The sequence below is a fragment of the Streptomyces sp. M2CJ-2 genome (assembly GCF_016757295.1).
In the GTDB taxonomy this organism is placed as follows: Bacteria; Actinomycetota; Actinomycetes; order Streptomycetales; family Streptomycetaceae; genus Streptomyces.
The window spans coordinates 19,649-42,472 of record NZ_JAESIF010000043.1; the positions used below are offsets into that span (position 1 = coordinate 19,649).

Genomic DNA, 22,824 nt, shown 5'->3' on the forward strand with positions numbered 1-22,824 from the left:
CTCACAGTGCTGCCTCCACGATTGCCACGGCGTTGACCCCGCCGAAACCGAACGCGTTGAGTTGCACGACGTTCGGCGACGCGGTGGCCGGCCCGCCGCTGACGAAGCGGAACTCCGCAGCCTCGTCGATGGGGTTGTCCAGGCCCGCGGTCGGCGGCACCCGCCCTTCGCCGAATGTCTTCAGGGCCGCGACCAGGTTCAGCAGTCCGGACGCCCCGGAGGTGTGCCCGGTCATCCCCTTGACGGCCGTCATCAGCGGACGGTCCGCGTGGGGGCCCAGGACGTCGGCCAGCGCCACGGCCTCGGCCGGGTCGTTGAGCGCGGTCCCGGTGCCGTGCAGCATCACCAGGTCGATGTCCTCCGGCTTGGTTCCGGACAGGGAATGCGCTGCACGCATCGTCCGGGCGATGCGCTCGGCGGAGGGGGCGGTGACGTGGAACGCGTCGCAGTCGGTGGCGACGGCGCGCAGCCGGCCGTGGACGGGCCGGCCGTCGGCTTCCCGGCGCAGCACGACTGCGGCGGCGCCCTCGCCCATGAGCACGCCCACCCGGTCGCGGTCGAAGGGCCGCACCCGTTCCGGCGGTACGGGCTGGACCCGCTCCAGCAGCCCGTACATGCTCTCGGTGAGCACATCGACTCCGGCGACGATCACCGCGTCGGGTGCCTCGTCGTCCTCCTGTGCCAACAGGTCGTAGGCGAGTGCCAGGGCGTACAGGGAGGCGGAGCAGGCGTTGGAGAAGGTGTGGGTCACATCCGCGCCGAAACGTTCTCGCAGCGCGGGTCCGAAGGACAGGCCGGTGGCGTCGAACGGCGTCCCCTCCCGCCACCACAGCTCCATCGAACGCAGCTCGCCCAGGCCCGTGCCGACGAGCACCGGGATGCCGCTCAGGTCCTCGCCGAGGCCGGCATCGGCCGCGGCCTGGCCGACCGCGTCGAGCAGCAGCCCGGTGGCGCGGGCGGGAACGTCCCGGCCCTCGGCGGGACGGTTGTCCACCTCGTACGCGTGCTGGGCCTGGTAGAGGCCGCGGTCGAAACCGCGCAGTTCGGCGCACCCGTTGTCGCCCCTGCAGAGGCTTTCGAAGAAGTCGTCGACGCCCCTGCCGGTGCTGGCGACGGCGCCCATTCCCGTGATCGGAAAGCTCACCGCGTCTCCTCCTCAGCCCCGTCGTACCGGCCGAGCAGCACCACCGCGTTGTTGCCGCCGAACGCCAGGCCGTTGTTCTGGACGATCCTCAGGTCGGCCTCGATCGCGTGGTTCGGCACGCAGTCGACGTCGCACTCCGGGTCGGTGGTGACGTGGTTGATGGTCGGCGGGATGAACCGGTTGTCGATCGCCAGCGCGCAGCCGATCGCCCCGAGGGCGCTGGCAGCGCCCATGCTGTGCCCGAGCATCGACTTCAAGGAGACGGTGCGGGGCGTCCGGTCCCCGAACACCTGGCGGATGGCACCCGCCTCGGTGACGTCGTTGGCCTTGGTCCCGGTGCCGTGGGCGGAGATCAGGTCCACCTCGTCCGGCTTGACGCCGGAGTTCTCCAGTGCCAGTTCCATACACCGGGCGACGCTGTCCTGGTTGGGCGCGACCTGGTGGTAGGCGTCGCAGTTGAGGCCGTAGCCGAGTACCTCGGCGTAGATCCTCGCACCGCGAGCGAGGGCCGTCTCTAGCCGTTCCAGCACCAGCACCCCGGCGCCCTCACCGGTGAGGATGCCTTTACGTTCCGCGTCGAAGGGCTGACAGCGGTCCGGTGCTATGGTGCCGAGCCGGTAGAAACCGGAGAAGTTCTTGCGGCACATCGCGTCCGCACCGCCGCACAGGGCATAGTCCGCCTCGCCGGAGCGGACCACGTCGAAACCGTAGCCGATGGCGTAGTTGCCCGCGGCGCAGGCGGTCGGGACGGTGACCGCCTCGACATCGGCCAACTCCAGTTCCTGGGCGATGGCCACCGACAGCCTCGCGGCGGGCACCCGCCGGACAGCCATCGGGTCGAATGTGTCGGGCCCGCGGGTGATTTCCTGCTCGACCAGTTGGTCGAGGTCGTAGGACTCCCCGTCGGTGGTCCCGACGGAGACCAGCCCGCGCCGGTCGCGCAACTCTGCGACGTCCAGCCCGGCGTCCTCCAGAGCCATCCTGGCGGCGGCGACCGAGAACTGCGCCGCCCTGCCGAGCCGGTCCGCGTCCTGGGTGCGGACCCAATCCAGCGGGTCGAAGTTCACGACCTCGCAGCCGTTGGCGTAGTCGAAACCCTCGGTGTCGAAGACCGTGATGGGCCTCGCCCCGCTTCGCCCCTCGCGCAGTCCCTGGAGGAACTCCGTCACTCCCAGCCCGATGCTGGAGACCACACCGAGCCCGGTGAGGACCACGCGATGAGGTCTCGCCTCCCCCGGACCTGCACTCTGCACTGCCGACATGCCATCCTCCCAATCCACCGTCCCGAACCGGCCCGTCACCCCTTCAGGCAGCGGGTGGCGACTACCAGCCGGCCGACTCCGAGACGACCTCGTACACGCCCTTGAGATGCACCATGCGCGGCATTTCGGACTGGTTGATCACCACACCGAACTCCTTCTCCAGCGCCGCCAGGATTTCGATGGAGCGCAGCGAGTCCGCGTTGTGGTCCTCCTTGAAAAGGCTCGTCTCCGAGACCTCGTCATCCTCGATCTCGAGAATGTCGCAAACAATGTCCTTGATGGTCTCAAAACGCTCTTCGTACGTTTCGTTGCTCACGCCGGATGCTCCTTCCAGGGGCCACAGAGAGGCAATTCTTTGCAGCTCTCACGAGATTTCTAGCGACGATTAACCAGACACGACAACGCGTACTGCAGCAAGCTGCCAGGCGAAGTGACGGAACGTCGGCCGCAGCCTGCGGAACCTCCCAGGGAATGCAGCAATGCGTCATCGTGCGCGCTGCGAAATTCGACGGCGGCACCGGATCCGCAGGCGCCCGGGGCACTCACCGGATGCGTGACAGACGCCTGGTCAGGTCGTCGATCAGCGCGTCCCGTTGCTGCACCAGGTAGAAGTGGTCTCCCGGCATCACGCGCAGCTCGAACCCCGCCGGCGCGACCTCGGACCACGCCTCCATCTCGGCCTCGGTGATGTCGGGGTCCTCCCCGCCCAGGTACCCGGCGACGGGGCAGCGCAGGGGAACGCCCGGCCGGAGCCCGTACCCGCCGACGATCCGGAAGTCCGCCCGAATCGCCGGGAGTACGAGATCCCGCAGGTCGGGGTCGTCCAGGAGAGCCCGGTCGGTGCCGCCGAGGCGGCGGACCTCGTCGATCACCTCGGCGTCCCCTCCGAGGTACGCCGTCTTCGGCTTCTTCAGCTGCGGCGGCACTTGGCACGAGACGTACAGACCGGCGATCCGCACACCGTGCAGCTCCTGCAGGCGCAGGGCCACCTCGTAGGCCAAGGAGGCGCCCATACTGTGACCGAACACCACCAACGGGATGTCCAGGAAGGGCAACAGCTCCTCGGTGACAGCGTCCGCGAGCTCGTCCATGCTCTCCAGGAGCGGTTCGGCGATCCGCTCCTGCCGCCCCGGGTAACGGGCCACCAGGACCTCGACGTCGTCACCGAAAGCGTGCCCCCAGCTGTGGAAGAAGCTCGCCGAGCCGCCTGCGTGAGGCAGACAGAGCAGCCGTGCGCGCGGGGGCGCCGCAAGCTCGTACCTGCGGAACCACGTACTCCCTCCCCCAGTGGACATCGGTCTCTCCTCGTCGTCGTCAGTTCAGGACGCCGGGGTCGTCCACCGACACGACCTCGGTGTCGGGGGAGATCCGGCGGATCAGTCCGGCCATGGTGCGTCCCGGTCCCAGCTCGACCAGCCGGCGGCAGCCGAGCCGGTCGGTGAGTGTCCGTACGCTCTGCTCCCACCGGACCGGCGAGACGAGCTGACGGACTGCGACCCCGGGCCAGTCGCAGTCGCCCGAGTACGGTTCGGCGTCCACGTTGGCGACCACAGGAGTGTGGCGGGGAGCGAAGGAGACGCCCCTCAGGGCGGCGGCCAGCCGTTCGGCGGCGGGTTCCATGAGCGGGCTGTGGAAGGCACCGCCCACCTGCATCCGGATCAACTTCGCCCCGATACCCGGCGCGTCCGCGAAAACTCGTTCGATACCGTCCACGGTGCCCGAGACAACCACCTGGCCCGGCGCGTTGATGTTGGCCACCCACACCAGGAGCCCGTCGGCCCGCACCGTGCGGACCAGCCCCTCGACCTCCTCCAGGGGCGCACCCACCAGCACTCCCATGGTGCCCTCACGGAGCTCCGCCGCCTCACGCATCGCCCGGCCCCGGGCCGCCACCAGAGTCACGGCGTCCGGCAGGGTCAGGGCGCCCGCCGCGGTCAGTGCGGCGTACTCGCCCAGGCTGTGGCCGGCACAGGCGACGGCCCCCTCGAGGGCACCGCGCCGCAGGGCCTCCCCGTGGGCCATCATCGCCACGGTGTAGACACACAACTGGGCCAGGTCGGTCCGGCGCAGCGTGTCGGCCGAGGTGCGAAGGAGCAGCTCCTCGATGTCCTGGCCGGCGTGCTCCGAGACCTCGGCGACCAGTGCCCACGACTCGCTGTCCCGCCAGGGCAGCCCCATTCCCTCACGCTGCGTTCCCTGCCCGGGGAACACCAGGCCGACCGGCAACGGTTCCATTACTCCACCTTCCGCAACGGCCCGCCCCGGGGGGCGGGCCCGACAGGACACGGGGCGGCGGCTCCAGGGCCGCCCTCGCCGGTGGGGCGCCCCGCGTTCCGGGGAGCGGCAGCGCGCATCGCGGCGCTGGAGGTCCCAGGAGACGCCGACCCGGCGCGGCCGGGGTCGGTGGAAGGCGGAGTCCCCGTTCCTGGCGCCATGTCTAGCCGCCGTCGGAAACCCAGGGCAACAACTGCTTCAGGAAGCTGCCAGTCTCCGGCGGCGGGGCCGCTACTGCCGCGGGCCCGCGCCCGGCCGCCGCGGCTGCCCGCCCCGGCCGGCAGCCGGCAGTCCCGGCCGAAAGGCACCGCCGACGCCGGAGTGCGCACCCGCCGTGAACCCATCGGCGGGCAGGAGTCCCAGTTCGGCGGCGCGGACCCCGGCCTGGAAGCGGGAGCTGGCACCGAGCATCGACATGATCTCCGCGACGTAGCGGCGGTAGGTGCGGACCGAGACGGACAGTTGGCGTGCGGCGACCTCGTCGGTGACCCCCGCGCAGAGACAGCAGAGGATCTGGCGCACCACCTCCGTGCGGGGGTGGTTGCTGGAGCTGATCCGCTCCGAGACGGGAGCGGCGTTCCGCCACGCCCCTTCGAACATGGTCTGCAGGGTGCGGATCACCGTGATCGACCGGATGACGGAAGCCTGGAGGACGCCGGAGGACGTGGCGGCGACCAGGGCCGTTCGACCGTCGACGATCAGGGCCTGGAGCATCGGCATCCGTGCGATCCGGACCTCGATCCGCTCCCCCTGCACTCCTCGACCCGCACCAGCCCCTGGTCGATGATGGTCTGGGTGCACAGCAGCCGTATCCCTGACCGCTCGTGCGCGGACAGCAACTCCTCGGACGCGGCGTGCACCGCGGTCGGAAACCTGGCATCCGCGATCAGGAAATCAACGCTCTCCTCAGCTTCCGAAACCATCCGAAAGACCGTTTGGGTGAATTCTTCGCGATCAGCCCTGACCACGGTTATCAGCTATTCCTGGAGAATGGAATCGCGACGCTTGACGACTGTCAACTCTATCAGGCTCCGGACCGCCATGAGCGCCGTCTCGAATTCATCTTCCGGCCCTTCCGGCCCTTCCGGCCAGACATCGACAAATGCCCCCGCTTTCGATTGCCGCGGAAGCCGTGGTTCTCACCCGGTGTCAGCAAGCTGCACGCGGCAGGACCAAAACGCCCGGCGCACCTCCCCGTTTCACACACTCAAAGCATTCGCTCGATCACATGCAGTGATTGCTTCCTGCACGGATGTCCGCTACCGGTCATCCCCCAAAGCAATCCCAGGGATCGTCTTACTCTTTCTCGTCATGACCAGGTCCAGCATCCGGCTGTCCGGCCCACGCCTCAGCGACGACCCCACACCAGGCCCCGGTGACGCCGCCGCCTGGTGGTGGCCCACAAGCGCCGCAGCCCCGGCCGACATCGCCCTCCTGGACGACCACGAGCGGGAACGGGCCGACCGCATACGATCCGCTGCCAAGACCGCCGAGTTCGTGAGCTGCCGGGCATCCGTGCGCCGGATCCTCTCCGGCCTGCTCGACACCCCGCCGGACGAAATCCGCCTCGGGACCAGGCCGTGCCCCGGTTGCGGCGACCCGCGTCACGGCCCGCCCACCGTCCTGCGGCCCAGCACCCCATGGTGGATCAGCATCTCCCACACCGCGGGGTGCGGCATGCTCGCGGTGGCCTCGGTCCCTGTCGGCGTCGACGTCGAACGGATGAGGGACGTGCGGATCGAGGAACTCGCGGACACCGCTCTCACCCCTTCCGAAGGCGCCTTCCTGCGTCTCCTTCCCGACAGAACCGCGCGCACCGCGGCGTTCCTTCGGTGCTGGACCCGTAAGGAAGCCGTCCTCAAGGCGGTGGGCGTGGGCATCAGCACCGATCTCGGCGCCCTGGAGAGCCACCCCGGCTCCCCCGGCACCGCCGTCATGAACGCCGGCGTCCCCGGTACCCCCGCAGCCTGGTCCGTCTCAGACCTTCCGCTGCCCGCTCCCTGGGTGGCTTCCGTGGCTCTCCCGGCCGACTCGTCGACCTCGGTGCGGACAGTGAGCCTGCCGTGACCATCCGCTGCTGTTCGACAGCGGCCAGCAGTTCCCAGCCCAGCCGCTCATACAGAGCATCACCGCGACCACCACCCGCACCGGACTGAAAGTCCATGCCGAACTCGATACGGGCACCTGCCACACCGGAGTGAAGGTCACCGACGCCGAGATCGACGCCCTGCCCATGACCCGGCACCGCTTCCACGGCGACTGGAACCGCACCCTCCATCCCGACCGGCACGGCACCGCGAACGCGCGGGGCACAGCCCCGGCCACCTGGCCGGCAGCGGCACCGCGGCGGCCTGAGGCTGCAGCCCTGCGCAGCCCGGGACTGACCGGCATGCCCGAAGCGGGACTGGACCGTCTCGTCGACGAACTGGCAGCTGAACTGGCCGAGTTACGTGAACGGCAACGGCTCCGCCAACGCGGCAGTGAACGACGCCGCACTCCCGGAGCAGGCGCCAAAGACAAACTGGCCACGGCCGACAGAGTCCTGGCCACCGTGCTCTACCTGCGCAGACTCGGCCCCCGAGACCTGCCGGCCCAGCTCTTCGACATCACCGGCAGCACCCTCATCAGGTCAATCCACCAGGTTCAACCACTCCTCGCCGAACGCGGCCGCACCGTCCCGCCCTCAACGGCCAGATTCCGAACACCCGCCGACGTGGCCGCATTCCTCGCCACAGCCAACGACGGAACAAAGATCAAACCAGCGTGTTGATTTTCTGCGAGCCCTTATCTCGCGACGGAATTCACTGCTCGTGTACTCGCTGCTCCTGGGACAGCCTCACCGACAACGGTGTGGACGGCTCACAGTTCCGCTGGCTGAACGTGTCGATGCTGCGCTTCGACTCGGACACCGCACGCGGCGCGGGCGACGAACTGGCCAAGGAGTACTACGACAAGCAGGTCAAGGACGCCCAGGCCACCGACGGCGCCAAGGATGTCGAGGCGGAGCCGCTCTCCGGCACCGGCGACGAGGCGACGGCCGTGCGCTACGACCTGAAGAAGAAGGAAGGCACCTTCAAGCAGCAGACGGTGGTGGCACACGTCGAGAACGTGGTCGTCACCCTCGACTACAACGGGGCGGGCCTCGCCGGGGACAAGACGCCGAACGCCGACGACCTGATGAAGGACGCGAAGAAGGCGGCCGCCGAAGCGGTGACGTCCGTGACCGGGACCAAGGCCGACAAGGACAGCAAGGGCGACAAGGACAGCAAGGGCGACAAGGGCGACAAGGGCGACGGAGACGGCGGGGCCCCCGGGAGCGGTGCGTCGTTGGAGCCGGCGTCCCCCTCGGCGTCGAAGAGCTGACGAACAGGCACAGAAGCGTGCACGAAGACGTACCCGAAGGCGTGCACGGGAACGTGCGGTGAGGCTCCGACACGGAACCGGCCACCCGCCCTCCACACACATGTGCCACTCTGTTGCGCGCAACAACACGCAAGAGGAGGGGAGTACGGGTGGCCGCGCCCATTCAGCTGACACGGACACACCGGGTTCTCATCGGCGTGGTCGTCGCCGGAGCCGTGATCATCGCCGGGATCGGCTTCGCGGGTTCGTACGCGGCCGTCCGTGAGCTGGCCCTGCAGAAGGGCTTCGGGAACTTCAGTTACGTGTTCCCGATCGGCATCGACGCCGGCATCTGCGTCCTGCTGGCCCTGGATCTGCTGCTGACCTGGATCCGTATCCCCTTCCCGCTGCTGCGTCAGACGGCGTGGCTGCTGACGGCGGCCACGATCGCCTTCAACGGCGCGGCGGCCTGGCCCGATCCGCTCGGCGTGGGGATGCACAGCGTGATCCCCGTCCTGTTCGTGGTGGCGGTGGAGGCCGCCCGGCACGCGGTCGGCCGGATCGCCGACATCACCGCGGACAAGCACATGGAGGGCGTCCGTCTCACCCGGTGGGTGTTGTCGCCGATCCCCACGTTCCTGTTGTGGCGGCGGATGAAGCTGTGGGAGCTGCGTTCCTACGAGCAGGTCATCAAGCTGGAGCAGGAACGTCTCGTCTACCAGGCCCGGATGCGCTCCCGCTTCGGCCGGAGCTGGCGCCGCAAGGCCCCGGTGGAGTCCCTGATGCCGCTGCGCCTGGCCAAGTACGGCGTCCCCCTCGCCGAGACGGCCCCGGCGGGTCTGGCGGCGGCCGGCATCGAACCGGCCGTACTCCCGCCGGCCCCCGAGCACCGGACGGCCGTGGACGGCCCTGCCGTGGCGCCGCCGGCGCCCGCCCTGGAGCAGGCCGCCCCTCCCGCCGAGCGGCGCCCCGAGCTGACGGACGACCCCGGCACCGCGGACCCCCGGAGCTCCCAGGACCCCCAAGCCCTTCAGGACTCCCAGGGCCCCCGGAATTCCCAGACCCCCCAGAGCCTCCGCAAGTCCCCGGACGCGCAGGAGCCCACGGCGCGGCCCCCGTACGACCGGCAGCCCGCTCCCGACCAGAACCAGTGGCTGCACGCCCGTCACCCGCAGACCGTCGAGTACCACGGCGGCTACGACCCCACGTACGACCCGGACGCCGCGTACGCCCAGTGGTACGCGGAGCAGGAGCAGGCCGAGCAGTACCGCCGGCAGTTCGATGAGGCGCCCCCGCTGCAGGAGCCGTCCCCGGAGGACACCGGCACCTTCCCCATCCCGGTCGGTCCGGGCCGCACCCGTGAACTGGGCGAGGGCGGCGGCCCTCCTGAGCCCCCGGCTCCGGACGAGGAGGAGTACTACCGGCTGTTCAAGCAGTCGATAGGTGGCGGCGGCTACCCGACTCCGCGCGAGTTCGGCGAATACGTCGAGGCGACGTACGGCCACGCCCTGCTGGACGCCGATGCCAAGCGCATGGTCCTGGACTTCCAGAACCGCCACTCCCTCGAGCTGGAGGAAGACCACATCGCGTGACCCGCACACGGTAGGACGGCGGCGGGGGCGCCCGGTGTTTCACCGGGCGCCCCCGCCGTACGCATCGATGTGCCGGTCAGTGACCGAGCAGCCTCCGCACCCGGTCCTGCCCCACCGCGAGCAGCAGCGTGGGCAGGCGCGGACCGGTGTCACGGCCGACCAGCAGGTGGTACAGCAACGCGAAGAACGACCGCTGCGCGGTCTTGATCTCCGCCGGCAGCTCCTTCGGCGTGGCGTCGGCGGGGAAACCGGCCTGCACCTTGGGAACCCCGTACACGTGGTGCGTGAGCCCGTCCAACGACCAGTGCTCGGCCAGCCCGTCGACCAGCAGCCGCAGGGACCGGCGCCCCTCCTCGTCCAGGGACTTCAGCAGCTCCTCGTCCGGCTCCGTACGCACGATGGTGCGCTGGTCGGCCGGGACGTGGAGGGAGATCCACGCCTCGGCCTTGTCGTAACGCGGCCGCGCCTCGTCGAGCGAGGCGAGCGGGTTCGCGGGGTCGAAGTCGCTGAGGATGCGCAGCGCCTGGTCCGGGTGCCCGCCGGTGATGTCGGCGACGGAGGCGAGGGTGCGGTACGGCAGCGGCCGGGGCGTCCTCGGCAGCGCGCCGCTCGCCGTGCCCACCGCGCGGGAATGCGCGGCGACGTCGGCGGGCAGCGCGGTGCCCTCGGCGACCTTGGCGTCGAGCCGGTCCCACTCGTCGTAGAGGCGCTGGATCTCCTGGTCGAAGGCGATCTTGAAGGACTGGTTGGGCCGGCGGCGGGCGTACAGCCAGCGCAGCAGCTGCGGCTCCATGATCTTCAGCGCGTCGGCGGGGGTCGGCACGCCACCGCGCGAGGACGACATCTTCGCCATGCCGCTGATCCCGACGAAGGCGTACATCGGGCCGATCGGCTGCTTGCCGCCGAAGATCCCGACGATCTGCCCGCCGACCTGGAACGACGAACCCGGCGACGAGTGGTCGACGCCGGACGGTTCGAAGATCACGCCCTCGTACGCCCAGCGCATCGGCCAGTCGACCTTCCAGACCAGCTTGCCGCGGTTGAACTCGCTCAGCCGGACCGTCTCCGAGAAGCCGCACTCGGTGCAGGCGTAGGTCAGCTCGGTGGAGTCGTCGTCGTAGGCGGTGACGGTGGTGAGGTCCTTCTCGCAGTTGCCGCAGAACGGTTTGTACGGGAAGTAGCCGGCGGAGCCGAGGCTGCCGTCGTCCTCGGCGGCGGCGCCGGAACCCTCGGCGGCCTCCAGCTCGGCCTCGTCGACCGGCTTCTGCTGCTGCTTCTTCGCCGGGGCCTTCTTGGTGCGGTACTGCGCGAGGATCGCGTCGATGTCGCCGCGGTGCCTCATGGCGTGCAGGATCTGCTCGCGGTAGGCACCGGAGGTGTACTGCTCCGTCTGGCTGATCCCGTCGAACTCCACGCCCAGCTCGGCGAGCGACTCGATCATGGCGGCCTTGAAGTGCTCCGCCCAGTTCGGGTGCGCCGAGCCCTTGGGGGCCGGGACCGAGGTGAGCGGCTTGCCGATGTGCCCGGCCCACTCCTCCTCGTCGACGCCGTCGATGCCCTTGGGGACCTTGCGGTACCGGTCGTAGTCGTCCCAGGAGATCAGGTGCCGCACCTGGTGGCCGCGGCGGCGGATCTCGTCGGCGACCAGGTGCGGGGTCATGACCTCGCGGAGGTTCCCGAGGTGGATCGGGCCCGACGGCGACAGTCCGGACGCGACGACGACGGGTTTGCCCGGGGCCCGACGCTCCGATTCCTCGATGACGTCATCCGCGAAACGGGAGACCCAGTCGGTGGTCTCGGTGCTCTGAGCCACGATCGGCACGTCCTTCTTTCTGCTCGGGCAGCCGGTACGGTCGCACGGCTGACCCTTCCATTCTCCCAGTCCGGACCGCATCCGCGAAAACCGCTTTTCACCGGCGCCCCGGGAACGCGGGGCCGTGTCGACACGCGGCTCCGCCGCTCGGGCGCGACGGACCCCCGCCTCCGCCGCTCGGACGCGACGAGCCCCCCGCCGGCCCGCGGCCAGGAAACCGCTTTGCCACCCGTGGGATACTGGGCTGGTCTATCTGAACCCACGAGGAGAACGGCACCCACTCCTATGGCCTCGGTCACATCGCTCACCGATCTCGTCAACCAGCAGCTCGCGTCCGCCATCTCCGCCACCCGGCCGGAGGCGTCCGCGGACCCGCTGCTGCGACGAAGCGACCGGGCGGACTACCAGGCCAACGGCATCCTGGCGCTGGCCAAGAAGGCGAAGGCGAACCCGCGGGAGCTGGCCGCCGAGGTCGTCGCGCACATCACGACCGGTGACCTGATCAAGGACGTCGAGGTCTCCGGCCCCGGCTTCCTCAACATCACCGTCGCCGACCGGGCGATCACCGAGAACCTCGCCGCGCGGCACGCGGACGGCGAGCGCCTCGGCGTGCCGCTGAACGAGAACGCGGGCGTCACGGTCGTCGACTACGCCCAGCCGAACGTGGCGAAGGAGATGCACGTCGGTCACCTGCGGTCGGCGGTCATCGGCGACGCCCTGCGCGCCATGCTCGACTTCACCGGCGAGAAGACGATCGGCCGGCACCACATCGGCGACTGGGGCACCCAGTTCGGCATGCTCATCCAGTACCTGTTCGAGCACCCGGGCGAGCTGGCCCCCGCGGGCGAGGTCGACGGCGAGCAGGCCATGAGCAACCTGAACCGCGTGTACAAGGCGTCGCGCGTGCTCTTCGACTCGGACGAGGAGTTCAAGGAGCGGGCCCGCAAGCGGGTCGTCGCCCTCCAGTCCGGTGACAAGGAGACGCTCGAGCTGTGGCAGCAGTTCGTGGACGAGTCGAAGGTCTACTTCTACTCCGTCTTCGAGAAGCTCGACATGGAGATCCGCGACGAGGAGATCGTCGGGGAGTCCGCGTACAACGAGGGCATGCCCGAGACCGCCCGGCTCCTGGAGGAGATGGGCGTCGCGGTGCGCTCCGAGGGCGCGCTCGTGGTGTTCTTCGACGAGATCCGCGGCAAGGACGACCAGCCGGTCCCGCTGATCGTGCAGAAGGCCGACGGCGGTTTCGGCTACGCGGCCTCGGACCTGACGGCGATCCGCAACCGCGTCGTCGACCTGCACGCGACCACGCTGCTGTACGTCGTCGACGTGCGCCAGTCGCTGCACTTCAGGATGGTCTTCGAGACGGCCCGCCGGGCCGGCTGGCTCAGCGACGACGTCACCGCGCACAACATGGGCTACGGCACGGTGCTCGGCGCGGACGGCAAGCCGTTCAAGACGCGTGAGGGCGAGACCGTACGGCTGGAGGACCTGCTGGACGAGGCGGTGCAGCGGGCCGCGCAGGTCGTACGGGAGAAGGCGCGGGACCTCACCGAGGACGAGATCCGGGAGCGGGCCGCGCAGGTCGGCATCGGAGCCGTGAAGTACGCGGACCTGTCGACGTCGGCGAACCGGGACTACAAGTTCGACCTCGACCAGATGGTCTCCCTGAACGGCGACACGTCGGTCTACCTCCAGTACGCCTACGCCCGTATCCAGTCGATCCTGCGCAAGGCCCCCGACGGCGTACGCCCCTCGGCGCACCCGGAGCTGACCCTGCACGAGGCCGAGCGGGCGCTGGGCCTGCACCTGGACGCGTTCGCGGAGACGGTGGCGGACGCGGCGCGGGAGTACGCCCCGCACAAGCTGGCCGCGTACCTGTACCAACTGGCGTCCCTGTACACGTCGTTCTACGACAAGTGCCCGGTGCTGAAGGCCGAGTCGCCGGACCAGGTGGCCAACCGCCTGTTCCTGTGCGACATCACGGCCCGCACCCTGCACCGGGGCATGGCCCTGCTGGGCATCCGGACGCCCGAGCGGCTCTGATCCCGTACCGACGGCACGGATGCGGCCCGCCCCCATCGGGGGGCGGGCCGCATCCGTTCACGCGGTCAGCCGGCCGACCGGCGGTCGGTCAGGTGGGGTTGCCGTCGGCGAACCGCCTGTGGGCGCTCACCGTCGGCCGCTGCGTCCGGCCGGACGCAGCGGAGCCGGTCCTGCTTCGAGGCCACCGTGCGCTGAGCTACGCCCCCAGCTTCCGGGCGACCTCGGTGGCCCAGTAGGTGAGGATGTTCTGCGCGCCGGCCCGCTTGATGCCGGTCAGGGTCTCCAGGATCGCCCGGTCGCGGTCGATCCAGCCCTTCTCCGCGGCGGCCTCGATCATCGAGTACTCACCGGAGATCTGGTACGCGGCCACCGGCACGTCCACCACGTCGGCGACCCGGGCGAGGATGTCCAGATACGGACCCGCCGGCTTGACCATCACCAGGTCGGCGCCCTCCGCCAGGTCCAGCGCCAACTCCCGCATCGACTCACGGACGTTGGCCGGGTCCTGCTGATACGTCTTGCGGTCGCCCCGGAGCGACGAGCCGACGGCCTCGCGGAACGGCCCGTAGAAGGCGGAGGCGTACTTGGCGGTGTAGGCGAGGATCGCGACGTCCTCGCGGCCGATCTGGTCGAGGGCGTCACGGATGACGCCGATCTGCCCGTCCATCATCCCGCTGGGCCCCACGACGTGGGCGCCCGCGTCGGCCTGCACCTGCGCCATCTCGGCGTACCGCTCGAGCGTCGCGTCGTTGTCGACCCGCCCCTGCTCGTCCAGCACCCCGCAGTGCCCGTGGTCCGTCGTCTCGTCGAGACAGAGGTCGGACATGACGAGCAGGTCGTCGCCGACCTCGGCCCGCACGTCCCGCAGGGCGACCTGGAGAATCCCGTCCGGGTCGGTGCCCGCCGTGCCCAGGGCGTCCTTCTTCGACTCCTCCGGAACCCCGAACAGCATGATCCCGGAGATCCCGGCCGCCACGGCCTCGGCCGCCGCCTTCTTCAGGGTGTCGCGCGTGTGCTGCACCACGCCCGGCATCGCCTCGATCGGCACCGGCTCGCCGACCCCCTCGCGGACGAAGGCCGGGAGGATGAGGTCGGCGGGGTGCAACCGCGTCTCGGCGACCATCCGACGCATGGCGGGGGTGGTCCGCAGACGCCGGGGCCGGGTACCGGGAAAAGATCCGTACGTCGTCATACCTCCCACGCTACGCCCGTCCCACCCGTGCCTTTGCCGACGCCGAGTCGGGCCGGCCCGCCGTCAGCGCGGTCCGAGGGTTCCGGACGCCAGCCCCAGCTCGGCCTCCGCGAAGGTGCGGGCCATGTCGGCGATCGGGGCGGCACGGTGCCCCACGCCGGTGTTGACGTAGGCGCTGGTCCCGTCGATCGCGACGTGGATGCGGACGGCGGCCGCCCAGGGGTCGGCGCAGCGGAAGTCCCCCGCCGCCACCCCGGCGGCGACGACCCGCTCGATACGCCGGCACCAGAGCAGGTCCTGCTCGACGACGTGCTCGCGGAGCACGGGCCGGTAGCGCGCCAGGTGCCGGGCGTTGAGCCAGAGCCTGCTGACGTCGTCGAAGTCGGCGCTCGAGGTGAGCGAGAAGAGCCGCCGCAGCGCACGCACCGCACCGCCGGGACCGGGGTCGGCGGGCAGCTCCGGCAGCAGACTGTCGAGCTCCGCCCCGGTGGCACTGGTGAAGGCCTCGGCGACGAGCCTGTCGGCCGCGGGGAAGTAGTGGCCGACGAGTCCGGGCCGGACGCCGAGCTCGTCGGCGACCCGGCGCAGGGTGACGCACTCCAGTCCTTCGGCGAGCCCGACCCGCGCGGCGGCGGTGACCATCTCGCTGCGGCGCTCGGCCGGCGCCTTGCGAACACGCTTTTCCGGACCCCTTGACGTCATGCCGGGGATGTTATTGAGTGAGCGGCCAATAAGACAATCGGGCAATGAGGCGCGCGCCCACCGCGTGCGGCCGGAAAGCCCTACCCCCACCCGCACCCCACTCTTCCCCGGAGCACTGGAGCACTGATGTACGCCGTCACCGACCCCACCACCGGCGAAGTCGCCGAGCTCTACCCGACCGCCGGTGACGCCGAGGTCGAGGCGGCCGTCACCGCCGCCCACGCCGCCACCGGGTGGGGCCGTACCAGCACCGTCGCCGAACGCTCCACCCTGCTGCGCCGGCTCGGCGACCTCCACGCGGAGCACCGGGCCGAGCTGGCGGCGAGCATCGTGCGCGAGATGGGCAAGCCGCTCGCGGAAGCCGAGGGCGAGATCGACTTCTGCGTCGACATCTACCGCTACTACGCCGACCACGCCGAGGAGTTCCTCGCCGACGAACCGCTCGACGTCGCCTCCGGCCCGGGCAGCGCCGTCATCCGGCGCAGCCCGCTGGGCGTCCTGCTCGGGATCATGCCGTGGAACTTCCCGGCCTACCAGGTGGCCCGCTTCGCCGCCCCGAACCTCGCCCTCGGCAACACCATCGTCCTCAAGCACGCCCCGCAGTGCCCGGCCACCGCGGCGCTGCTGGAACGGCTGTTCACCAAGGCGGGCTTCCCCTCCGGCGCGTACGTCAACGTCTACGCCACCAACGAGCAGATCGCCGGGGTCATCGCCGACCCGCGCGTCCAGGGCGTCTCGCTCACCGGCTCGGAGCGGGCCGGTTCCGCCGTCGCCGAGATCGCCGGACGCCACCTGAAGAAGGTCGTCCTCGAACTCGGCGGCTCGGACCCGTTCATCGTGCTGTCCACCGACGACCTCGACGCGGTCGTCGACGCCGCCGTCGCCGCCCGCCTGGACAACACCGGCCAGGCCTGCAACGCCGCCAAGCGGTTCGTCGTCGTCCAGGACCTCTACGACGCGTTCGTCGAGAAGTTCACCGCCCGCCTGCTCGCCGGCGCGACGGGCGCTCCCCTGTCGTCGGCCGCCGCCGCCGAGAACCTGGGCTGCCAGGTCGACGGGGCCGTCGCCGAGGGGGCCGTCCTGCACACCGAGGGCGAGCGGCGCGGCGCGTACTTCCCCGCCGGAGTCCTCACGGGCCTCACCACCGACCACACCGCCGCCCGCCAGGAACTCTTCGGCCCGGTCGCCATGGTCTTCCCGGCCACCGACGAGGACGACGCCGTACGCATCGCCAACGACACCCCCTACGGCCTCGGCTCCTACGTCTTCACCACCGACCCCGCCCAGGCGGAACGCGTCGCCGACCGCATCGAGGCCGGCATGGTCTTCGTCAACGGCGTCGGCGCCGAGGGCGCGGAGCTCCCCTTCGGCGGCATCAAGCGCTCCGGCTTCGGCCGCGAACTCGGCCGCCCGGGCACCGAGGAGTTCGTCAACAAGAAGCTGATCCGCACAGTGGCCTGACCACGCTGCCGGCCGTGGGCCCGGGCCCCGGCCCGGAAAACGCCCGAGGGCGTGTCACGGCCGGCTGCCGTGACACGCCCTCGGGGCGGTGAGTCAGCGCTGGTGGCGCCCGTGGTCGTTACCACGGTCGCGGTCGTTACCACGGTCGTGGCCACGGTCACGGTCGTGGCCACGGTCGTAGCCGCGGTCACGGTCGTGGCCACGGTCGTAGCCGCGGTCACGGTCGTAGCCGCGGTCACGGTCACGGTCGTGGCCGCGGCCACGACCCCAGCTCTCGGTGTCGACGACCGAGCCGCGGCGGTCCGACAGGGTGGCCCGGTCGGAGCGGTTGTCCCAGATGTGGTGGCGGCGGTCCTGGTAGACGTCATGGCGGGTGTCACGGCCGGATCCCGTGTGCACCTTGACCGTCGAGCGGCCGTTCAACCGCAGGTGGCGGAAGGTGTACTTGTCGCCCTTGCTGTTGCGCAGGGTCCAGCCCCTCAGGTCGACGCTGTGGCGGGACCGGTTGGTGATGTTCACCCACTCGCCGTTCAGCGAACGGTTGCTGCGGGTGTCCGGGCCGGGAGCGTTGTACTGGACGTCGCTGATGACGACCTGCCGGCGATCGGGGTTCCTGTCCTGGACGGCGGACGCCGGCAGGGCGGCGGCCGCCACGACGGAACCGGTCACCAGGGCGACAGCGGTCAGACGGCGAGCGGCGGAAGAAGCAGACATGCGGTCCCCTTCGCATTCGTGCGCCGGCCCACCCCGGGTACGGGCGGGCGGCGCTCTCCGAGTGGTACGTCCCGGCTGGCTGCCGAGGTCTCACACCCTGCCGCCGCGACAGGCCCTTTCGCAGGAAGTCCCTCCACGGGTGACTCAATACAGACATGTCCGGAACAGTCGGTTGCCGGATGCACACATACCGTTCGAATACGGAGTCAGAATCGGTGCATCACGCATCGACCCGTGTCCCGTCCGGGTCCGCCACCGTTCAGCCAGACTCACGCCCCGGCACGCCACCACACGCGCCACCCCGCCCTTCGCCCGAAAGTGGGTAACGGGGCCGACAGGGCACAGGCCCACGTTCCGGTCCACGCCCCACGTCCGGTCACTGCCCTCGGAACTGTCCCAGAGCCTGGAGTTCGACCTGGCGGTCCTCGTCGTCCCGGACACCCGACAACCCGTCATCCCCACCTGACGCCGTGACCGGTTCCCGTACGCTCCGATCCTTGACCGCGGCGTCTTGGAAACAGAGGAATCCATGAACCAGGCATTCACGCACGTTCCCCCCACCACCCTCGCCGACCTGCTGGGCCGCGCGCAGGTCATGGACATCGGCATCCGCCCGCTGTGGGACTCACCGCGCGTCGCGGGGCCCGCGTACACGGTGCGGTGCGAGCCCGGCGACAACCTGATGCTGCACGCCGCGATCTACCGGGCCGAGCCTGGCTCGGTCATCGTCGTGGAGTCGGGCGACGTGGACCACGCCCTCGCCGGCGGCAACGTCTGTGCCGTCGCCCAGCGCCGGGGCGTCGCGGCCTTCGTGGTCGACGGCGTCATCCGCGACCTCGGCGAGGTGCGCGAGGCCGGCTTCCCGGTCTTCGCGCGCGGCGTCATCCCGATCCCCGGCACCAAGGAGAAGATCGGTGCGCTCGGTGAGCCGGCCCGGGTCGGCGGTGTCCTGGTGCACCCCGGGGACATCGTGGTCGCCGACGAGGAGGGCATCGTCGTCGTCCCCGCCGCACGCGAGGAGGAGATCCTCGCGGCAGCTCGGACGAAGCTGGCCCAGGAGGCCGAGGAATCCCTCGACACCTGGCAGGAAAACCACCGCGCCCGCATAGAAAAAGCCCTGACCGCCCAGGGCTTCACCGGCTGACCGGCCCCGATGGGCCGCCCGCCCGGCGCACCGATGCAAAGGTCGAATGTCAGTGCGGGCGGCTACGGTACGCCTGTGAACGAGACGACCGGTGACGACCGCCGCCTTCCGCCCGCCCTCGCCGACGTGGCCCGCGTCGCGTTCGACTACGCCGATGGTGACGGGATCGACTTCGAGCCCTACCACGCCTTCTGCTCGGCCGAGGAGACCACCGACTGGCTGCGCCAGTGGACCGGAAACCCCGAACTCGACGGCGACGCCTACCGGGTCTTCGGCCAGGACGGCACCGGCGGTCTCGCGGCCGTCTGGTACGGGCGGCCCGGCCGACCCCTCACCGAGCAACCCGTGGTGTTCATGGGCTCGGAGGGCCAGTGCGGCGTGGTGGCCGGGAACCTGTCCGAATTCCTGTGGGTGCTGGCCGACGGCATCGGACCGCTGGAGTCCGTGCTGTACGACGACCACGAGGCACGCCCGAACCCGGAGCTCACCGAACTCGCCGAACGCCACGCCACCACCCCGCGCCGCCCGGCCCGGGACATCATCACCGGGGCCCGCACCGAATTCCCCACCTTCACCGACGACATCGACGAACTCTGCCGCTGAGCCGGTGAGGAACCTCGCACGAGGTGCCCGCCTGTGACCACCCGAGCACGTGACACTTTCCTGCCAACTGCTCACGCTTTCCAAAGAGGTACTCGCCCCCGGCCGTACACGCCAATGTCAGGTTCCCCTCGCCCCAGGTGGCGACGCAGCCGATGCAGTGGGCGTCGGCGCCCGGGCCGAGCGGCAACTCGACGCCGACGTGGGCGACGGGGCTCGACGGTCAGCCCTCCAGGCGCGCGTACTGCCGCTCGACGGCCTTCGCGCTCCACTCTCCCAGCGCCCAGTCGATCGCATAGGAAACCGCGAACAGCGCCAGGAACTCGACACCGAGGAGGGCCACCAGCCCGAGCGTGCCCTGGACCGCGAAGGGGAGGGCGGAGGTCAGCTCCTGCGTGTCCCCGAGCGCCAGGCCGGCAAGGCTGAGGCCGGTGAGAACCGCGGCGAACAGGAGCGCCCCGCGCAGGTAGGCGCGCCGCCTCTGGCGACGGCTGGGTGCGTCCGCGCCGGTGGGAAGCTCGACCCCCATGAGGGAGCGGGGGGCCTCGGCGCCCAGCACGCGCTGCACCAGCGCGAACACTCCCGCGCCGCCGACGAGGACCAGGATCGCCGCGGTGTTCGTCACCTCCTTGGTCCGGATGTACTCCCAGACGAGCACCCCGAGGGCTGCGAACATGACGGCGCCCAGGGCGACGAGGGCTGACCTGCCCGCCTTGAGGTGCTGACGCTCATCCATGGTGTCCGTGCGCTCCTTCTTCCCAGAACAGGGAGTTGAGATCGGTGTCCAGTGCCCGGCAGATGGCGACACACAGGCTGAGGGTCGGGTTGTGAGTACCCGCCTCGATCATGGAGATCGTCTGCCGGGTGACCCCGACCTGTCCGGGCAGGTCGGCTTGGGTCATGCCGAGTGCCACCCGCTTGAGCTTCATGCGCGTGTTCACGCGCCGAGGCTCGCGGGCGCTTCGAGTCGCGGCCATGTGTCATGTATACCCGACACGATGTCGCATATACAAGACACTCCTTGAGGACGGGCCGGGGTGGTCACGCAGTCGGGCGCCGTCACGGAACCGCAGGCGACAGGGCCGGACCGGACCTGGAACCCGTGCCCATGGCGCACCGCCCCGGCAGGGCTCTTCCCACGGGCGACCGAGCGGCCGTCACCGGGTGAGGTCCAGTTCCGCCCACACCGTCTTGGCCGGCACCGGGCCGCTGCGTACGCCCCAGCGGTCGGCCAGCTCCTCGACCAGCAGCAGTCCGTAGCCGGACTCGGCGGGCTCCACAGGGGCGCTCCGGCGCGCGGGCAGGTGCTCGCCCCGGGTGTCGGTCACCTCGATGCGCAACACCCCGCGCGCGGTGACGGTGAGGCCGAGCCGGAAGCTGCGGCCGGGGACGCGGCCGTGCACGGCGGCGTTCGTCGCGAGTTCGGCGACGATCAACCGGGCCGGATCCAACGGCAGCCCCCAGGAACGCAGTTGCTCCGTGGCGAGCAACCGGGCGAGACGGGCGCCCCGACGTGTGGTGGAGAGCGGCACGGTGAACTGGCGGAGCGAGGCGCTCGGAGCGGCGATTTCCCGATTCACGTCACCCAGCGTGTTCACACATGCGTACCGTGTGAAGTCGGACGGCCCGTGCGACCGGCGGCTGTCCGTGAGGTGTCCGGTTCCGTCCGGGCTGCCCGGGGTGACCGGGCACGGACGGCCGGAGTTGGTCCGGGGAAGGGCGCGAGGCGGGAGGCGGCGGACATGAGCGAGTGGGAAGCGGGACCGGACGACGAAGAAGCCGGGGCTGTGATGCGCACTGTCACACGGCAGTTGAAGCTGTGGCGCGAGGCAGCCGGCCTCACCCAGGCCGAGTTCGGTACGGCCATCGGGTACGGGGAGGAACTGGTCTCCTCGGTGGAGCGGGGGCGGAGGATTCCCCGGCCGGAGTACCTGGACGCAGCGGATGAGGTATTGGGCGCGGGCGGCAAGATCGCTGCGATGAAGGGAGACGTGGCGGAAGCCCGGTACCCGAAGAAGGTGCGGGACGTGAAGCGCCTGGAGGCGGAAGCCGTCGAGATCTGCTCCTACAACAACTCCGTCGTCGACGGGCTATTGCAGACCGAGGCATACGCGCGAGCTGTGTTCGGCTCCCGGCGACCGCAGTTCGCGGAAGAGGAGTTGGAGCAGCGTGTAGCCGCTCGCCTGGATCGTCAAGAGATCCTTTGCGCTCCAACAACTCGTCCACTCCTCAGCTTTGTGCTGTGCGAAGCGACGCTACGCCGCTTGATCGGAGGCAAGATGGTGATGCGCAATCAGCTCGAACGGTTGTCGGAAGTGGCCCGGCTACGGAACGTCGATCTACAAGTGTTGCCTCTGAGTCGGGAGGAGAACTCAGGTCTCGGCGGCCCCTTCCGACTGCTCAAGCTCAAGGACGGAGCGGCCGTGGGTCTGAACGAAATCCAGCTCACCAACCGGGTGATCACCGAGCCCAAGGAGACCACGGTCCTCGACATGCGTTATGGGATCATCCGGGCGCAGGCTCTCACACCACGAGAGTCGCTGGCCTTCATCGAGAAAGTGCTGGGAGAGTCATGACCCTCAAGCCCTCTGACGGAGCCGATAGCAAGCTGGAGTGGATAAAGAGCAGCTACAGCTCGGACGACGGTCCGTCCTGCGTCGAGGTCGCCACCACTCCGGCAATCATCCACGTCCGCGACTCCAAGATTCCGAACGGCCCCCGCCTCGCCCTCACCCCCACCACCTGGGTGACCTTCCTGCCGTACGCCTCGGATGCCTCGGATGCCTCGGAGGGCTGACGCGCACGGGCCGCCCTGCCGCCCGCAGGGCACCCTCTTTCGTCGTGGTAGGCATGTGCGGTGACCGGTCGCCTCCCCTTGGACGAGCAACTCGCTGCCCTGAAAACCACGCTGTCCCGCAACGAGACCCTGCTGGAGGTGCTCGACCGGACCGCGGCACTGAACCTGCCCGGCTGGTACCTGACGGCGGGCTGTCTCTTCCAGACCGTGTGGAACGTCGTCACGGGCAGGCCTCCCACCGAGGGGATCAAGGACTACGACGTCTTCTACTTCGACGACAGCGACCTGTCGTGGGAGGCGGAGGACGCGGTGATCAGCGCGGCGGCGCGGGCCTTCGCCGACCTGCCGACCGAGACCGCGGGCAAGGTCGATGTCGAGCTCCGCAACGAGGCCCGCGTCCACCTCTGGTACGAGCGGAAGTTCGGCGTCCCGTGTCCCCCGCACACGTCGACCGAGGCAGCGATCGACAGCTTCGCCGCGACCACCTGCTGCCTGGGCGTGCGTCTGGAGCCCGGTGGCCGGTGGCGTGTCTACGCGCCGCACGGACTCTCCGACGTGTTCCGGCTCGTCGTGCGTCCCAATCCGGTGCTCGCGCCGCGTGCCGTGTACGAGGCCAAGGCGGCACGCTGGCGTCAACAGTGGCCCGAGCTGACCGTACTGGAGTGGCCCTCGGGCTGAGCCCGTGAGCGGAACCGCGCTCGGCATGCCCCACCGTCGTGCGTCCGGCGGCCGGGCCCGGCCGCA

Annotated in this window: 22 protein-coding genes and 2 pseudogenes; 11 read left to right on the forward strand and 13 right to left on the reverse strand. The window is 70.2% G+C overall.

Annotated elements, in window-relative coordinates; translation table 11 throughout:
- Position 1: 1 nt before the first annotated feature.
- The 6 genes from JL475_RS26530 to JL475_RS26555 all read right to left on the reverse strand — a co-directional run bounded on the left by JL475_RS26530 (position 2) and on the right by JL475_RS26555 (position 5,400).
- Positions 2-1,144, reverse strand: coding sequence for a beta-ketoacyl synthase N-terminal-like domain-containing protein (locus tag JL475_RS26530; protein ID WP_202280460.1), 1,143 nt, complete (start codon positions 1,142-1,144; stop codon positions 2-4).
- Entirely contained in the window at positions 1,141-2,406 is a 1,266-nt protein-coding gene (locus tag JL475_RS26535) for a beta-ketoacyl synthase (RefSeq protein WP_202280461.1), read from the reverse strand. Before JL475_RS26535 ends, JL475_RS26530 begins: the two co-directional genes overlap by 4 nt.
- Before the next feature lie 61 nt (positions 2,407-2,467).
- Positions 2,468-2,722 carry an acyl carrier protein gene (locus tag JL475_RS26540; RefSeq protein WP_202280462.1) on the reverse strand — a complete coding sequence of 85 codons (255 nt, stop codon included), beginning with the start codon at positions 2,720-2,722 and terminating at the stop codon, positions 2,468-2,470.
- Positions 2,723-2,948: 226 nt separating this feature from the next.
- Positions 2,949-3,701 carry a thioesterase II family protein gene (locus JL475_RS26545; RefSeq protein WP_202280463.1) on the reverse strand — a complete coding sequence of 251 codons (753 nt, stop codon included), beginning with the start codon at positions 3,699-3,701 and terminating at the stop codon, positions 2,949-2,951.
- 19 nt (positions 3,702-3,720) lie between these two features.
- Positions 3,721-4,641 (reverse strand): ACP S-malonyltransferase, encoded by a 921-nt coding sequence (locus JL475_RS26550; RefSeq protein ID WP_202280464.1) that lies wholly within the window; start codon positions 4,639-4,641, stop codon positions 3,721-3,723.
- 270 nt (positions 4,642-4,911) lie between these two features.
- The gene (locus tag JL475_RS26555; protein ID WP_202280465.1) at positions 4,912-5,400 is read right to left on the reverse strand and encodes a response regulator transcription factor; all 489 of its coding nucleotides are present in this window, start codon (positions 5,398-5,400) and stop codon (positions 4,912-4,914) included.
- A gap of 591 nt (positions 5,401-5,991) precedes the next feature.
- Here JL475_RS26555 and JL475_RS26560 point away from each other — a divergent pair.
- The 4 genes and pseudogenes from JL475_RS26560 to JL475_RS26575 all read left to right on the forward strand — a co-directional run bounded on the left by JL475_RS26560 (position 5,992) and on the right by JL475_RS26575 (position 9,614).
- On the forward strand, positions 5,992-6,747 hold the full coding sequence (locus JL475_RS26560) for a 4'-phosphopantetheinyl transferase superfamily protein (protein WP_202280466.1): 756 nt from the start codon (positions 5,992-5,994) through the stop codon (positions 6,745-6,747).
- A 46-nt stretch (positions 6,748-6,793) separates the two neighbouring features.
- Positions 6,794-7,450 (forward strand): annotated as a pseudogene (locus JL475_RS26565) (transposase family protein); the annotation flags it as partial.
- A 50-nt stretch (positions 7,451-7,500) separates the two neighbouring features.
- A pseudogene (locus tag JL475_RS26570) lies at positions 7,501-8,043 on the forward strand (DUF3558 domain-containing protein); the annotation flags it as partial.
- A 149-nt stretch (positions 8,044-8,192) separates the two neighbouring features.
- Positions 8,193-9,614 (forward strand): DUF2637 domain-containing protein, encoded by a 1,422-nt coding sequence (locus tag JL475_RS26575; RefSeq protein WP_202280467.1) that lies wholly within the window; start codon positions 8,193-8,195, stop codon positions 9,612-9,614.
- A 76-nt stretch (positions 9,615-9,690) separates the two neighbouring features.
- On the opposite strand, the gene lysS is transcribed toward JL475_RS26575, so the two are convergent.
- The gene (lysS, locus tag JL475_RS26580) at positions 9,691-11,436 is read right to left on the reverse strand and encodes a lysine--tRNA ligase (RefSeq protein ID WP_202280468.1); all 1,746 of its coding nucleotides are present in this window, start codon (positions 11,434-11,436) and stop codon (positions 9,691-9,693) included.
- Between the two features lie 276 nt (positions 11,437-11,712).
- Between lysS and argS the strand changes: the two genes are divergently transcribed.
- A complete protein-coding gene (argS, locus tag JL475_RS26585; protein WP_202280469.1) occupies positions 11,713-13,470 on the forward strand; it encodes an arginine--tRNA ligase in 1,758 nt (585 codons plus the stop codon).
- Positions 13,471-13,666: 196 nt separating this feature from the next.
- On the opposite strand, the gene hemB is transcribed toward argS, so the two are convergent.
- Positions 13,667-14,662, reverse strand: a complete 996-nt coding sequence (gene hemB / locus JL475_RS26590; protein WP_202280470.1) for a porphobilinogen synthase — start codon at positions 14,660-14,662, stop codon at positions 13,667-13,669.
- 63 nt (positions 14,663-14,725) lie between these two features.
- A complete protein-coding gene (locus JL475_RS26595) occupies positions 14,726-15,364 on the reverse strand; it encodes a TetR/AcrR family transcriptional regulator (protein ID WP_202280471.1) in 639 nt (212 codons plus the stop codon).
- A 126-nt stretch (positions 15,365-15,490) separates the two neighbouring features.
- On the opposite strand from JL475_RS26595, the gene JL475_RS26600 reads away from it, so the two are divergent.
- Positions 15,491-16,825, forward strand: a complete 1,335-nt coding sequence (locus tag JL475_RS26600) for an NAD-dependent succinate-semialdehyde dehydrogenase (RefSeq protein ID WP_202280472.1) — start codon at positions 15,491-15,493, stop codon at positions 16,823-16,825.
- A 93-nt stretch (positions 16,826-16,918) separates the two neighbouring features.
- Here the strand turns inward: JL475_RS26600 and JL475_RS26605 are convergent, their stop codons facing one another.
- Entirely contained in the window at positions 16,919-17,539 is a 621-nt protein-coding gene (locus JL475_RS26605; protein WP_202280473.1) for a lamin tail domain-containing protein, read from the reverse strand.
- 529 nt (positions 17,540-18,068) lie between these two features.
- Here JL475_RS26605 and JL475_RS26610 point away from each other — a divergent pair.
- Both JL475_RS26610 and JL475_RS26615 read left to right on the forward strand, forming a co-directional pair.
- Positions 18,069-18,683 carry an RraA family protein gene (locus JL475_RS26610; RefSeq protein ID WP_202280474.1) on the forward strand — a complete coding sequence of 205 codons (615 nt, stop codon included), beginning with the start codon at positions 18,069-18,071 and terminating at the stop codon, positions 18,681-18,683.
- Between the two features lie 75 nt (positions 18,684-18,758).
- Positions 18,759-19,286, forward strand: a complete 528-nt coding sequence (locus tag JL475_RS26615) for an SMI1/KNR4 family protein (protein WP_202280475.1) — start codon at positions 18,759-18,761, stop codon at positions 19,284-19,286.
- A 220-nt stretch (positions 19,287-19,506) separates the two neighbouring features.
- Here JL475_RS26615 and JL475_RS26620 read toward each other — a convergent pair whose 3' ends face one another.
- From JL475_RS26620 to JL475_RS26630, 3 genes are all read right to left on the reverse strand, one after another.
- The gene (locus tag JL475_RS26620; protein WP_202280476.1) at positions 19,507-20,019 is read right to left on the reverse strand and encodes a hypothetical protein; all 513 of its coding nucleotides are present in this window, start codon (positions 20,017-20,019) and stop codon (positions 19,507-19,509) included.
- Positions 20,012-20,212: a helix-turn-helix transcriptional regulator gene (locus JL475_RS26625; protein ID WP_237408358.1), complete on the reverse strand. Its 201-nt coding sequence runs from the start codon at positions 20,210-20,212 to the stop codon at positions 20,012-20,014. The genes JL475_RS26620 and JL475_RS26625 overlap by 8 nt, the downstream gene beginning before the upstream one ends.
- Positions 20,213-20,440: 228 nt before the next feature.
- The gene (locus tag JL475_RS26630; RefSeq protein ID WP_202280495.1) at positions 20,441-20,872 is read right to left on the reverse strand and encodes an ATP-binding protein; all 432 of its coding nucleotides are present in this window, start codon (positions 20,870-20,872) and stop codon (positions 20,441-20,443) included.
- A 153-nt stretch (positions 20,873-21,025) separates the two neighbouring features.
- Here JL475_RS26630 and JL475_RS26635 point away from each other — a divergent pair, with 153 nt between their 5' ends.
- The 3 genes from JL475_RS26635 to JL475_RS26645 are packed head-to-tail and all read left to right on the forward strand — an operon-like array spanning position 21,026 to position 22,758.
- The gene (locus JL475_RS26635) at positions 21,026-21,859 is read left to right on the forward strand and encodes a helix-turn-helix transcriptional regulator (protein WP_202280478.1); all 834 of its coding nucleotides are present in this window, start codon (positions 21,026-21,028) and stop codon (positions 21,857-21,859) included.
- On the forward strand, positions 21,856-22,080 hold the full coding sequence (locus JL475_RS26640; RefSeq protein ID WP_202280479.1) for a DUF397 domain-containing protein: 225 nt from the start codon (positions 21,856-21,858) through the stop codon (positions 22,078-22,080). Before JL475_RS26635 ends, JL475_RS26640 begins: the two co-directional genes overlap by 4 nt.
- Positions 22,081-22,140: 60 nt before the next feature.
- Positions 22,141-22,758 carry a nucleotidyltransferase family protein gene (locus JL475_RS26645; protein WP_202280480.1) on the forward strand — a complete coding sequence of 206 codons (618 nt, stop codon included), beginning with the start codon at positions 22,141-22,143 and terminating at the stop codon, positions 22,756-22,758.
- The last annotated feature ends 66 nt before the right edge of the window (positions 22,759-22,824 follow it).